The sequence below is a fragment of the Glutamicibacter sp. NPDC087583 genome, from assembly GCF_044743685.1.
Classification (GTDB): domain Bacteria; phylum Actinomycetota; class Actinomycetes; order Actinomycetales; family Micrococcaceae; genus Glutamicibacter.
In genome coordinates, this window is sequence record NZ_JBIUWY010000003.1 from 372,390 (window position 1) to 384,874 (window position 12,485).

A 12,485-nucleotide genomic window follows, 5' to 3' on the forward strand; every position below is an offset into this window, starting at 1 on the left:
GATGGGCAGAACCTGCACTTGAATGGGGCATTTGGATGCTGCTGGACCGCAGGGTGGCGGCATCTACCCGAAAATAAAGCCGCGGGAAACTATGCGAAGGAAATCCTCCGGTTCCGGCGAATGGAGTTAGCGGGAGGCAGTTGATCTGCAGAATCAGAACCACCGATGATCAATTCCCGCGTTTCCAGCCTGCGGTAGGACTTCGGAAATGGCAGAACGCGGGAGCCCGTGGAGCGCCGCAGGCAACACTGCATCCATGCTCAGCTCCACTGCGCAGAAGGCTACCCGGTTCAGGTTGGTGCCGTGCATCCGGACTGCTCCAGTGCTGCATTCCGCGCCTTTCGGTTCACTTGAAGCAAATACTGTACATGGCCAGTGGAAGCTTGGAGGGCCGAGTGAGTAGTGTAGGACGTATGGCATTCCGAAATCGTCGAGCTGCGGCTCTTCCTGCAAAATTGTCCCGTTCCTGGCTCTTGGTCAATGCGGCCAAGGAGGAAACTTTCGCTCCTTCACTGGCTTGTGAAGCGGACTCGGTGATTTTTGACATGGAAGCTGCCGTTCCTGACGACCAGAAGATCCAGGCTCGCGACAACGTAGTGCGAGCACTCTCCAATGGCATGACTGCGTGGGTGCGCGTCAACGGCATTGACACTGATTTCTGGGCCGATGACCTTGCCGCGCTGTCGGGAACTCCCGGCCTGCGTGGAATCATGCTGGCCATGACCGAGCAGCCTGAACAGGTTACCTACAGCGCGATGAGGCTGCGCGCGGGCACTCCGGTCCTGGCCTTGATCGAAACCGCTTTGGGTATCGAGAACGCCACGCAGATCGCTTCGGCCCCGGGTACCTTCCGCCTGGCGTTCGGCATCAACGACTTCCGCAAGGACACGGGCGTCTCCGACGACCCGATGGCACTGGCCTACGCACGCGGCCGGCTCGTGATCGCTTCGCGTGTAGGCAAGCTGCCTGGCGCTATCGACGGACCTCCACCAGCAGGCGCCGATGCCGCCAAGGTGACCGAAGAAACCCGGATCACCGCCTCCATGGGCATGACCGGCAAGCTGTCGTTGTCCACCGATCATGTAGATGGCATTAACGCCGCGTTGGCACCCAGCGAAGACGAGCTGTCTTGGGCCATGGAACTGCTCGAAGCGCACGCCGCCGGCGCTTCGGTGGGCGATGGCTCATACCTGCCGCGTCTGGCCCGTGCCCAGAAGATCGCCGACCTGGCCGACTCCTACGGCCTGTGGAACGCCTAAGCCTTTAGCTGTCTTCCAACAGCAAAGAACCCGTTCAGCATCTGGAATCAATCAGATGCTGAACGGGTTCTTTTAGCTTGCGGTGCCTATGCCTCGTGGGCACCGCGGTTGCGAGAGGAACCGACGACGTCGCCAGCCTTCCATTCAGCCCAACCCGGACGATCATTCATGAAGTCCTCGATCTGCGCCTTGTTGGCTTCCAGCTTCGGGTCATGCTTGAGGTACCAGTGGGTTTCGCGAGCCACCATGCCCGAGAGGATCAGTAGGCCGATCAGGTTCGGCAGCGCCATCAGGCCGTTCATCATGTCCGAGAAGTTCCAAACGGCGGTCAGCTCGGTGGTGCAGCCTACGTAGACGACCAGCGAGAAGACGATGCGGAATGGCATCACGAGCTTGCGGCCGAAGAGGCGCTCGATGTTGCGCTCGCCGTAGTAGCTCCAGCCCAAGATAGTGGAGAAGGCGAACATGACCAGTCCGATGGTCACGATCCAGTGGCCCCATTCACCAGGCAGGCCGTGGGTGAATGCCTGGCCGGTCATCAGCGCAGCGGAGATCTGCTCGCCGGTGGATTCATCGATCACCTTCCAGGTGCCGGTGGTGATGATGACCAGGCCGGTGCAGGTAACAACGATGATGGTGTCGATGAAGGTCTGGGTCATGGAGACCAGGCCCTGGCGAACCGGGTGGGTGGTCTGTGCCGACGCGGCAGCGATAGCAGCCGAACCCATGCCGGATTCGTTGGAGAAGATGCCGCGGGCAACACCGTACTGGACAGCGATGATGATGGCCGAGCCGACGAAGCCGCCAACAGCGGAAGTGCCGGTGAAGGCGTCGGTGAAGATCTCGCCGAAAGCTGCAGGAATGCCGCCGACGTTAGCGATCAGGATGTAGATCGATGCGGCCACGTAGAAGACGATCATGACCGGAACGAATCCAGCGGTGACACGGCCGATGGACTTGATGCCGCCGACCAGGACAGCGATCGACAGCACGGTCAGCACGACACCGGTAACCCATGGGGTGACGTGGAACGAATTCTCCAAGTTCAGGGCGATGGAGTTGCCCTGGGTCATGTTGCCGATGCCGAAGCAGGCCAGGGTGGCGGCGATGGCGAAGAACAGGGCCAGGAACTTGCCCAGCGGACCCTTAATGCCGCGTTCCAGGTAGTACTGCGGACCGCCGGACTTTTCGCCTGCGGCGTCGGTGCCGCGGTAACGCACGCCGAGATAGGCCTCGGTGTACTTCGATGCCATGCCCAGCAGGCCGGTGACCCACATCCAGAACAGGGCACCTGGGCCGCCGATGCCGATGGCGGTTGCGACACCGACGATGTTACCGGTTCCGACAGTGGCCGCCAGCGCTGTGGTCAGTGCCTGGAATTGCGAGATGTCGCCTTCTGCCTCGGCATCCTTGCGCTTGAGCAGGCCCAGGCGCAATGCGGCAGCGAGCTTGAAGAATTGCAGGCCACCCAAGCGGATGGTCAGGTACAGGCCAGTACCCAAAAGTAGCGGGATGAGGACAAACGGTCCCCAAATGACGGAGGAGATGTCCCCGAAGAGATCGCCCAAAGCGTCCATGGACTCAATATCCTTATGTGCGAGTGACTGATGATGAAGAGTTTCAGGCGAGAAGCCGATCCCCTTATGTGAGTGCCATCATATGGCAAGGGGAGAACTGTGTCACAAAGCGCGCTGGCGGATGCCATGTCCGGTTTGTTAACTTTATTTCACGATCAGGCCAGGGGCTCGGGCTGGCTGCCGCATTGCCGGCATCCACCGAAGTGGACGCCGGCAATTTCCGGGCTTCAGCCTTGCCGCGCTTTCATGCGCGGATTTTGCTTGTTGATCACGAAGACGCGACCTCGTCGTCTGACCACCTGGGAGCCGGGCGCCTTCTTCAATGCGCGGATGGAATTCCTAACTTTCATGCCATTCACCTCCTTCATGATGTGCGGAGCTGAACAGGTCCTTGAGTTCTTCTTCGGTGACCTGGCATTGCTCGAAGACCGTCTCGATCTGCGAAGCTTCGTGTTCGGATCCGTAGAGCAGCAATTCCGAGACGGCGATATTCGAATTCCACGCGCCGGTGTTTTCCATCCAGATGCGCGGACCGGCTCCGCCGATGGCGACGCGCTCGCTGAGGGCACTAGCCACCCAGAGGATTCCGCGGATGCAGGTGCAGGATTCAGCCAGGGACGGCAGGGCTTTGCGGAAGCGCTCGGGATGAAGCGGACGTTCGGCATGCAGGCGGATCGGCGCAGTGCGGGCATTGGTTGCTGTTCGCGGCAGGTGCCCGGCCCTGGTGCGTTGGCGCGCTGCTCCGGGGTGGAAGGAGCCGAGTCCTTCTTCGTGCACGCAGATATGCGCATGCGGTGCCATCTGTCGAGCTAATTCTAGGCCGGCTTCATAGTCGGCGCCGCCAGCGCGTCGTGGACCGGTAGCGCTTTCGAGCAGCTGGGTTTCCAGGCCTTCGACCGGAATGAGGGTATCTGCCTGCATCAATTCGGTGAAGAAGAACTCTCCCGACGTCCTCGCATCGCGTTCCATGGCGTTGAATCCCGATTCCCAGAGGGTGTGCCGGTCCCACATCTGGTTTTCCAATTCGGCGGGATCCAGGGACAAGACGATGCTGCTGATCCGGATTTCCAGTGGTTCGAGCTTTGTCTCGAGCATGTCCAGCACTGTTCCGCTATGCCATGTGGCGGGCAACGCCAGGATCATTGTGGCCTCGGAATCTTCGGGGGCCAGGCGTTGGATCGTCGGCAGGATCTCGAACTTCGTGGCACAGCCGATGCAGGGGTGCCCAAGAACGGTTTCGGCATGTTCTGCGGCTGCAGATCCGGAGACGTGGCGCACCAGCCGATTGCCGTCGACGAAGTCATAGCGCAAGGTGACGGCGTCAGGATGGTGGTGTCCCAGGTGGCTGAGGCCGGAGTCGCGGCTGGAAGTATCAAGTGCGGAGAGAAGGATGAGATTCACGCGTTCAAGCTTATATGAGAATGAGTCTCAATAGCAAAATTGGGAACGGGGCTTAACGCCTCGGGGGCCCGCCCGCCAATGCGGACAGGCCCCCGGAAGCGACAAGGAATATCAGTTCTGCGGCGCGTTGAAAACTACCGCAGAGGTACCCAGGCCTTCGATCGAAGTTTCAAGTGAATCGCCGTGCTTGAGCCACGGGTGACGCCCATTCTCGTCGCGGCGGCCCAACGCAACACCAGATGGCGTACCCGTCAGGATGACGTCGCCTGGCTGCAATTCATTGAATGTCGAGAGGTAGGAAACCAAGGCGTCAGCAGAGAAAATCAGATCATCGATCTGTTCGTCCTGCACCACGGTGCCATTGACCGTGCTGGTAATGCGGGCGGCGGGGTCCAGCTCATCCGGGGTCACGAGCCACGGGCCCAGGGGAGTGGAGCGATCCCAGATCTTGCCCTGCAGCCACTCTTGGGTGCGGCCCTGGTAACCGCGCATCGACACGTCGCTGGCCACGGCGTAGCCGGCAATATGCGCGGCTGCATCCTCCTGGCTGATGCGGCGACCCGGCTTGCCGATAATGATGGCCAGCTCTGCTTCGTAGTCCACCCGATGGTCTTCCACTGGAATTTCGATGGTGTCCTTGGCGCCGCATAGGGTGGAAGCGAACTTCGCGAACACCGTCGGATACTTCGGCAGCTCTTCGCCGACCTCGGCCGCATGCGTCTTGTAGTTCAACCCGATGCAGTAGATTTTCTCCGGCTTGGGGATCAGCGGAGCGTAGTCGGCTTCGCCCTCGGCGATGGAATCACCCACTAAAGCGCGAGCAACTACTTCTTGCTGAGTTGCGTCATCAAGACGCAGGAAACGCTGCACTGAATCGAGATTGTCCAAGTAGTAGGCGCGGCCATCTTCAATGACAGCAGCGGTGGTATGGCCTGGTTCGCTGGCGAGGCGGAGCGTTGCAAGTTTCATGAATCTATCTCACTACACTTCTCGCTGAAAGTGCACCATATTTCGTGATCGGCAATTGATATCAATTGGCCTTAAATACGGCCGAGCCAGAGTTTTGATCTGGAAAACGTGGCTTGGCCATGCGCCGCTGACCCGGCTAAACTCATGGCAAGCTACGGTCCCAGAGACCAGTCTTGAAATAACGATCTAGATACGAAACTAAAGTGAAGCAGGTTTTAATGTGGGTGACTTTTTTGGCGAGCGATCTCGCCATATCCTCTTCGCCTCGTGGCAGCACTTCTCGCTAGTCGCGCAGTGCTTGATCCTGGCGACAATTATTGCTGTGCTGATTGCCGTATTGGTATACCGCAACAAGCCCCTATCAGGCTTGGCTAACGGCATTAGCGCCATCGGCCTGACTATTCCGTCCTTTGCCCTGATCGGTTTGCTTATTGTCCCCGTGGGCTTCGGGGTTACTCCGGCAGTCATCGTGGTGACGTTCTTCGCCGCCCTGCCAATTCTGCGCAACGCGATCGTTGGGCTGAACAACATCGAACCAACCATTATCGAGTCAGCGCGCGGCATCGGCATGAGCCGGCTGAAGACTCTGATATCAGTAGAAATTCCCATAGCTTGGCCTGTGATCCTGACTGGCGTACGAATTTCAGCCCAGATGGTGATGGGCGTCGCCGCAGTGGTCTCCTACGCCCTTGGTCCTGGCCTCGGCGGGTTCATCTTCCAAGGACTCTCGCGTCTGGGCGGCGCGAACTCCCTGGAATCCGTGATCACCGGCGTAGTTGGCGTCGTGATCCTGGCGCTCATCCTTGATTTGATTTTGCTCGGCATTGGCCGACTGACTACCCCGCGAGGTATCCGTGTCTGAACATAAGATCCCTGAAAATGCCGTGGCCCAGAATGTCACTGGCGCTTCGATCATGCTTGAAGAAGTAACCAAGACCTACCCGGGACAAAAGAAATCGGCCGTAGGCGGCCTGACCCTGGAGATCCCTGCCGGGTCCATCGTGATGTTCGTGGGGCCATCGGGCTGCGGCAAGACGACCACCCTGAAGATGATTAATCGCCTGATCGAGCCGACCAGCGGCAAGATCGTCATTGACGGCGAAGATGTCACCGGCATGAACGGTGATGAACTGCGCCGCCGCATTGGCTATGTGATCCAGGCTGGCGGCCTGTTCCCGCATATGACCGTGGCGACCAATATCGCCATGGTTCCAAAGATGCTGGGTTGGCCCAAGGAGAAGATCGCTGCCCGCGTCGACGAGCTGCTGGAACTCGTCTCGCTGGATCCGGAACTTTACCGGGACCGTTTCCCCAAGGAGCTCTCCGGCGGCCAGCAGCAGCGTGTGGGCGTCGCCCGTGCATTGGCAGCGGATCCACCGGTCTTGCTGATGGATGAGCCATTCGGTGCAGTTGACCCAATTACCCGCCAGCGTCTGCAGGATGAGCTGCTGAACATCCAGTCTGAAGTCCAGAAGACGATCGTGTGCGTGACCCACGACTTCGACGAAGCGGTGAAGCTCGGCGACTGGATTGCGATCTTCAACGAAGGCGCGCAGCTGGAGCAGTACGACTCCCCAGAAAGGATCCTGGCCAATCCGGCCAGCGAGTTCGTGGAGAACTTCATCGGTTCGGGTGCCGGCTTGAAGCAGCTGACCCTGACGCGGGTGAACGAAGTGGAACTGGGAGAAGCCATCACCACCACACCGGGCAAGAATGCTTCGGAGGTGCTCTCGCAGCTGCAGGGCGCCGGACGCAAATACGCGGTAGTGCTTGATTCGCGGGGACGTCCGCTGCGCCGCATGGACCGCCGGCAACTGTCGCGTGCCCAGATCATCGAGGGTACCTACGATGAATCCATGCCGGTCGTCGGTGAGCAGGCCACCTTGAACGACGCATTGGACACCATGCTGGTGGCCAGTTCCGAGTCGGCCCTGGTAACGGGACGCCGTGATGTGCTCACGGGTGTCATCACGGTGCAGACCGTCATGGAGGCGATCGCGGCCGCGAACAACACCACGGATGCTAATCACGAGGCGCCGGTTGGCCTGAACTCGGGTGCCATCAACGTCGTGAATATCGATAGTGCGGCCACCGGGCAGGATGGTGAATCGGCATGAGATCCGAAACCCGCAGCTTGATTTGGCAGATCGCCGGAATCGCAGCTGCTTTCGCCATCTTGGTGGGTTGGCTGGTAACAGCCGACCTGACCGAGACCGAACAGCAAACGCTGGATCCGGCAACGATTTGGGGCTACACCCTCGACCACCTGAAGATCACGGTCATCTCGGCGCTCATCGTTCTGCTGATCGCGATTCCGCTCGGCGTGCTGCTCACTCGCCCCGGACTGCGCAAGGCAGCCCCGGCGGTGCGCGCCATTGCCAACTTCGGCCAAGCTGCACCCGCCATTGGCGTCATCGTGCTCTTGGCCTTCTGGTTGGGGTTCGGCCCGAAAACTGCCATTGTCTCACTGGTGATCTATGCGATTCTTCCGGTGCTCTCCAACACCATTGTTGGCCTGCAGCAGGTTGATGAACGCCTGGTGGAGGCCGGGCGGGGAATCGGCATGAGCCAGATGTCCGTGCTGTTGAAGGTCGAGCTGCCGTTGGCCGTCCCGGTGATGCTATCGGGCATCCGCACAGCCCTGGTGCTGCTGGTAGGCACCGCGACGTTGGCAACCTTTATCAACGGCGGCGGGCTGGGCATCTTGATCACTACGGGAGTGAACCTGAACCTGAATGTGGTGCTGATTGCCGGCTCGTTGCTAGTGGCCTTGCTGGCTTTGACGATTGATTGGCTTGGCCGCGTCGTCGAACAGGTGGCACGACCGAGAGGACTTTCGTGAACCGCAAACTGAATTTAGCTGTCCTGTCCATGGCCGCGCTGATCGGAATGACCGGGTGCGGACTTAGCCCATCGACCGGGACGGTGCCCAACGCCGGCCCCGCCGAGATCAAGCCGCTGGTCGAAAACGCTGAAGACACCACCGTGACCGTCACGTCCAAGTCCTTTACCGAGCAGCTGCTGCTGGGGAAGATCACCGTGATCGCGCTCAAGGCTGCCGGCTATGACGTCACCGACCTGACCAATGTTCCTGGCTCCCAGCCGGCACGTCAGTTGCTGCTTTCCGGCGACGCGAGCGTGCTCTGGGAGTACACCGGTACCGCGTGGCTGACCTACTTGGGCCACGAATCACCTGTTGTGGGTGAAGAAGAGCAGTGGCAGTCGGTGCACGATGAGGATGTTGCCAATGGAATTATCTGGGGAAATCCGGCACCGTTGAACAACACCTACGCATTGGCGATGAACGAAGAAACGACCAAGCGGCTGGGTATCACCAAGCTTTCCGAACTGCAGACGCTGGACCCCGAAGATCTGACGTTCTGCGTCGACCCGGAATTCAATTCCCGTCGAGACGGTCTGACTCCAATGCTGGAACACTACGATATCGACCGTGGTTCAGAAGTGGCTGAGGACAATATCGGCCTGTACGACGTGGGTGCCATTTACCAGGCAACTGCTAATGGCGCGTGCAACTTCGGTGAAGTCTTCACCACTGACGGACGCATCAAGGCGCTTAACTTGAGCGTGCTGGAAGATGACCGGAAGTATTTCCCAAGCTACAACGCCGCCCCGGCTTTCAACGGAGAATTCCTTGAAAAGCACCCGGAAATCCAGCAGATCATGGACAAGATCGCTCCGTTGCTGACTGATCAGGTTTTGATGGAACTGAATTACCAGGTGGACGTGGTTGGCCGTGAACCGGCGGATGTTGCCTTCGAGTGGATGGTTGACCAAGGCTTGGTCTCCAGTCCCTAACCGAGACAACGAAAACTGCATGGATTAGGCAATGGATCCCCGGCATCGCGATGCCGGGGATCCATTTCAATGTCGCCGAGGATTCACTGGGGATTGGTTTCTCTCGGATGGATTTGCTTGCAGGATAGAAATAGGTGGAGGCCATCTACCTATTGCTGGTTCCGGGTGCCTAGCTCGCCGTCGACTTCATCGGCGATTTCGGTCGTGGCAGCGGTAGTGATGGATTCTTCCTGCCAAATTTCCTCTAGCTCTGCGGATAACTCGGCTTCTTCTTGGGCATTATCGGGAACTGGGTCATTTGCGTTCATGGCCTCAGTCTAGCCATGTACGCGTCTGAGTAAAGGGGTGCATGAAAAATGACTTCAGTAGAAACTTTCCTAGTCAGTATCAAAATACGGATCTCTTGAATAGCCAGATGAAACTTTTTTATGGAAAGTGGTTGACGCTTCAACTTCATTAGTGTCATACTGGTATCAGCAAAACAAATTGAGGCGTCAACTACTTGATGGCCCGACGAAAGGATTTAGACATGACTGCATCTGCACTGACCACCGGAACCTGGAACCTCGACGCATCGCACTCCGAGATCGGCTTCTCGGTTCGCCACGCAGGCATCTCCAAGGTTCGCGGCAGCTTCACTGAATTCGACGCAACCCTGACCACCGGCGCAACCCTGGCAGATTCCTCGGTCGAGGCAACCGTCCAGATCGCATCGGTCAACACCAAGGACGCTAACCGCGACGGCCACCTGAAGGGCGAGGACTTCTTCAACGCCGAGCAGTTCCCAACCATGACCTTCAAGTCCACTGCGGTCAAGGGCGAGGCTGGCGAGTTCATTCTCGTTGGCGATCTGACCATCCGCGGCGTGAGCAAGGAAGTTGAATTCGAAGCAGAGCTCGGCGGCGAAGCTGTAGACGCTTTCGGTGCAACCCGCGTTGGCTTCTTCGCATCCACGACCATCTCCCGCAAGGAATTCGGCATCACCTGGAACGCAGCACTGGAAGCCGGTGGCGTTCTGGTCAGCGACAAGGTCAAGATCGAAATCGACGCTTCGTTCGTACTGCCAACCGCAGAGTAAAAGTTTCCCGAAGGCCGTCATGGGGATGACGGGACAAGGGCCGATACCGGCAAAGCCTCCGGCTCACGAAAGTGAGCCGGAGGCTTTGTCGTTAAAGTCGAGGGAAGAAGTGCCTAGGACCCGCTGAATGACGGGTCCACGGAAAATGCGATAGCACCGATGACAAGGAATGCGACATACACGATCCAGAGCACGCCCAAAATGGTGCCGATCCAACCGGTCACTTTGCCGACCGTGGATACCGTATTGAATTCCCTTTCGGCTTTATTGGCCTTGAAAATAGCAATCGGGCCAAGGATCACGCCTGCAACGAAGATGGACACAATGCCAAGAATCATCGAGGTCTGTGCCAGCTGGGTGCCTTGAAATTGGGATGCTGTCGGATAGCCGAAGTTGCCCTGGGGGTACTGGCCCGGTTGGCCATGTGCCTGTTGATTGTAGTAAGGCTGTTGCGGGACGCCGTTGAGATCGTAGGAACCAGGCTGCTGGTACTGCCGGTTCTGACCCTGGTGCCCTGAAGAATAGGGGTTTCGTGGTTCTTCGCCTGGACTGGTCATGGCAACCTGCTTTCCGCTTGTGAGGCTCGTTCGCTTAATTCAAGATTCTCACATGCAACCGGCAATAACATCTAATCTCTAGAAGAACTCTCTGCAATGCCAGAATGCCCCCTACCTGCCAGTGAAGTCAGCTGGCTGGATGCATTCTGCGCCACAGCGCATGAGTGCCAGTCGCCACCGCCACAAGTAATAGGCTCAGTGCCAAGCCGATTCCGAAGATCTGGCCGTAGTGGCCATTCTGCGCTAGATCTGCAGTTAGGTAGGTCGCCGCAGATGCCCCCGCGAACAGGGCAAAAACGAACAGTGAAACGGTGGTGGCCCGCGCGTCAGGCGAAATATCGGTCGCCCACCCCTGCATTGATGAGTGCATGATCGCGTTCGTGGCACCCAGGAAGAACGCGGTGAAGGTGTAGGAGGCAGGGGAGGGAGCGAACGCCGAGGGGAGGAAAGCTGCGCAAAGCACCAGGCCGCCACCCCCAATAAGCCACGTTCGGCCAATGCGTGCCACCAATCGGCGCATCAAGCGTGCACCCAGAATGACTCCCAGGGCAAAAGCGCAACCTAGCGCTCCCGCCAAGCCAATAGCGACACCGGATTCTTGCAAGGCGGGAACGATATAGGTCAGCAATCCCATGAGCAGCCCGCCTTCGAGGAAGACGATGGCATAAAGGGCCAAATTCATGGGACGCAAAGCTGCACGGAATTGGAATCCGGAACGCGAATGTTCGGGCTCTGCCGCCTTCCGCAAGCTATACAGGGCCGCTACGCAACCCAGTGCAGGCAACAGGAACACCAGCCGCCAGTTCGCGTATGTTGCCAATGCTCCTGAAGCTAATGTCGCCAGGGTGGTGCCCAGCGAGGAATAGATCTGCAAATCAGATAAGCCCCGCGCGCGTTCTACCCCGGTACGCGTATCGCCCAGGAGCGTCATCAGCGTTGGATACAGCGCGCCGAACATAAACCCGGTGAGGGAGCGGGCAATGAGTAGCGGCAAATAGTCGGTGAACATGATGCTGGCGACCGCGCCGAGGCCAGCGCCGATGAGCGCCGCGCGCAAAACCGCCAGACGCCCGAAACGATCGCTAAGCACGCCCCAGATCGGCTGGCCAATGGCATAGAACAAGGCATAGGAAGCTACCAGTTGGACAGCTTGGGCGAAACTGAGCGAGGTACCCAGCGAAAGTGCGACCAGCATGGGAGGGGTGCCATAGCGGTCGAAGAAGGAAAGGAAGCCGACGAAGCGCAAAGCCGAATCGGGAATGGTGCGTACCGAAATCCGAAGGTCCTGTTGTTTCTCCATCCCGGCCCTTCAAGTGAGAATCTTCCGCCTGCCTATCCATGTAATCAGAATCTGCCCGCTGATGCTGTTTTGGATGACAGCTGCCACGGGCAGATGACGCATCGGCAGCTAGGCAGTTACTGGTGATTCAGTCATGAATTGAGCGAGGAATTCGCCCAACTCACCGGTCGCGTCCAGCGGCAGCGCCATGGACACGTCCAAGCCTGGACAGGATTGGCGGGCTGGGTGCGCCAGATATCTCCGGTGATGAAAATCCGAGGCAAGGGAAGCATAACGGATTGCCGTCACGATGGAGCCAGGGAAGTCATCGCGGGCTTGAGCGTTTCCATGCCACCGGTGCGCTTCCGCGAAATGTTCGAAGCTGGACTGCCGGCTTCGCTTTTTTGCCGCGCGCGATCGAATAGAGGCGGACCTGAAGGGTTTTATTGCCGGCGGCTAGGGCAAGAAGCCGACAGCACACTTAAATGCACTCGCGGCCGGTTCCCCTGGAGGTTTAGGAGGGGGGAACCGGCCGCGAAAGCTTATTGC

At 58.7% G+C, this 12,485-nt stretch carries 13 protein-coding genes; 6 read left to right on the top strand and 7 right to left on the bottom strand.

Annotation, left to right across the window (positions count from 1 at the left end; genetic code table 11):
- Positions 1-413: 413 nt before the first annotated feature.
- On the top strand, positions 414-1,259 hold the full coding sequence (locus ACIOU9_RS10850) for a CoA ester lyase (RefSeq protein WP_105656257.1): 846 nt from the start codon (positions 414-416) through the stop codon (positions 1,257-1,259).
- Positions 1,260-1,345: 86 nt separating this feature from the next.
- Here ACIOU9_RS10850 and ACIOU9_RS10855 read toward each other — a convergent pair whose 3' ends face one another.
- The 4 genes from ACIOU9_RS10855 to ACIOU9_RS10870 form a co-directional block, all read right to left on the bottom strand.
- On the bottom strand, positions 1,346-2,836 hold the full coding sequence (locus ACIOU9_RS10855) for a sodium:alanine symporter family protein (protein ID WP_105656258.1): 1,491 nt from the start codon (positions 2,834-2,836) through the stop codon (positions 1,346-1,348).
- A gap of 227 nt (positions 2,837-3,063) precedes the next feature.
- Positions 3,064-3,186 (bottom strand): type B 50S ribosomal protein L36, encoded by a 123-nt coding sequence (ykgO, locus tag ACIOU9_RS10860; protein WP_081461171.1) that lies wholly within the window; start codon positions 3,184-3,186, stop codon positions 3,064-3,066.
- Positions 3,176-4,237 (bottom strand): GTP-binding protein, encoded by a 1,062-nt coding sequence (locus ACIOU9_RS10865; protein ID WP_402696904.1) that lies wholly within the window; start codon positions 4,235-4,237, stop codon positions 3,176-3,178. The genes ykgO and ACIOU9_RS10865 overlap by 11 nt, the downstream gene beginning before the upstream one ends.
- Positions 4,238-4,348: 111 nt before the next feature.
- A complete protein-coding gene (locus tag ACIOU9_RS10870) occupies positions 4,349-5,206 on the bottom strand; it encodes a fumarylacetoacetate hydrolase family protein (RefSeq protein WP_332731296.1) in 858 nt (285 codons plus the stop codon).
- A 220-nt stretch (positions 5,207-5,426) separates the two neighbouring features.
- Between ACIOU9_RS10870 and ACIOU9_RS10875 the strand changes: the two genes are divergently transcribed.
- The 4 genes from ACIOU9_RS10875 to ACIOU9_RS10890 are packed head-to-tail and all read left to right on the top strand — an operon-like array spanning position 5,427 to position 9,022.
- On the top strand, positions 5,427-6,068 hold the full coding sequence (locus tag ACIOU9_RS10875) for an ABC transporter permease (RefSeq protein WP_105656261.1): 642 nt from the start codon (positions 5,427-5,429) through the stop codon (positions 6,066-6,068).
- The gene (locus ACIOU9_RS10880; RefSeq protein ID WP_105656262.1) at positions 6,061-7,323 is read left to right on the top strand and encodes a betaine/proline/choline family ABC transporter ATP-binding protein; all 1,263 of its coding nucleotides are present in this window, start codon (positions 6,061-6,063) and stop codon (positions 7,321-7,323) included. Before ACIOU9_RS10875 ends, ACIOU9_RS10880 begins: the two co-directional genes overlap by 8 nt.
- The gene (locus ACIOU9_RS10885) at positions 7,320-8,048 is read left to right on the top strand and encodes an ABC transporter permease (RefSeq protein ID WP_105661999.1); all 729 of its coding nucleotides are present in this window, start codon (positions 7,320-7,322) and stop codon (positions 8,046-8,048) included. Before ACIOU9_RS10880 ends, ACIOU9_RS10885 begins: the two co-directional genes overlap by 4 nt.
- A complete protein-coding gene (locus tag ACIOU9_RS10890) occupies positions 8,045-9,022 on the top strand; it encodes a glycine betaine ABC transporter substrate-binding protein (RefSeq protein WP_402696906.1) in 978 nt (325 codons plus the stop codon). The genes ACIOU9_RS10885 and ACIOU9_RS10890 overlap by 4 nt, the downstream gene beginning before the upstream one ends.
- Before the next feature lie 149 nt (positions 9,023-9,171).
- Here ACIOU9_RS10890 and ACIOU9_RS10895 read toward each other — a convergent pair whose 3' ends face one another.
- On the bottom strand, positions 9,172-9,330 hold the full coding sequence (locus ACIOU9_RS10895) for a hypothetical protein (protein ID WP_402473574.1): 159 nt from the start codon (positions 9,328-9,330) through the stop codon (positions 9,172-9,174).
- A gap of 221 nt (positions 9,331-9,551) precedes the next feature.
- Here ACIOU9_RS10895 and ACIOU9_RS10900 point away from each other — a divergent pair, with 221 nt between their 5' ends.
- The gene (locus tag ACIOU9_RS10900) at positions 9,552-10,100 is read left to right on the top strand and encodes a YceI family protein (RefSeq protein ID WP_105656264.1); all 549 of its coding nucleotides are present in this window, start codon (positions 9,552-9,554) and stop codon (positions 10,098-10,100) included.
- A 113-nt stretch (positions 10,101-10,213) separates the two neighbouring features.
- On the opposite strand, the gene ACIOU9_RS10905 is transcribed toward ACIOU9_RS10900, so the two are convergent.
- Together ACIOU9_RS10905 and ACIOU9_RS10910 are read right to left on the bottom strand one after the other, a co-directional pair.
- Positions 10,214-10,657, bottom strand: coding sequence for a DUF4190 domain-containing protein (locus ACIOU9_RS10905; protein ID WP_105656265.1), 444 nt, complete (start codon positions 10,655-10,657; stop codon positions 10,214-10,216).
- Between the two features lie 127 nt (positions 10,658-10,784).
- Complete coding sequence (locus tag ACIOU9_RS10910; RefSeq protein WP_332728117.1) at positions 10,785-11,957, bottom strand: MFS transporter; 1,173 nt, start codon at positions 11,955-11,957, stop codon at positions 10,785-10,787.
- Positions 11,958-12,485 lie beyond the last annotated feature (528 nt).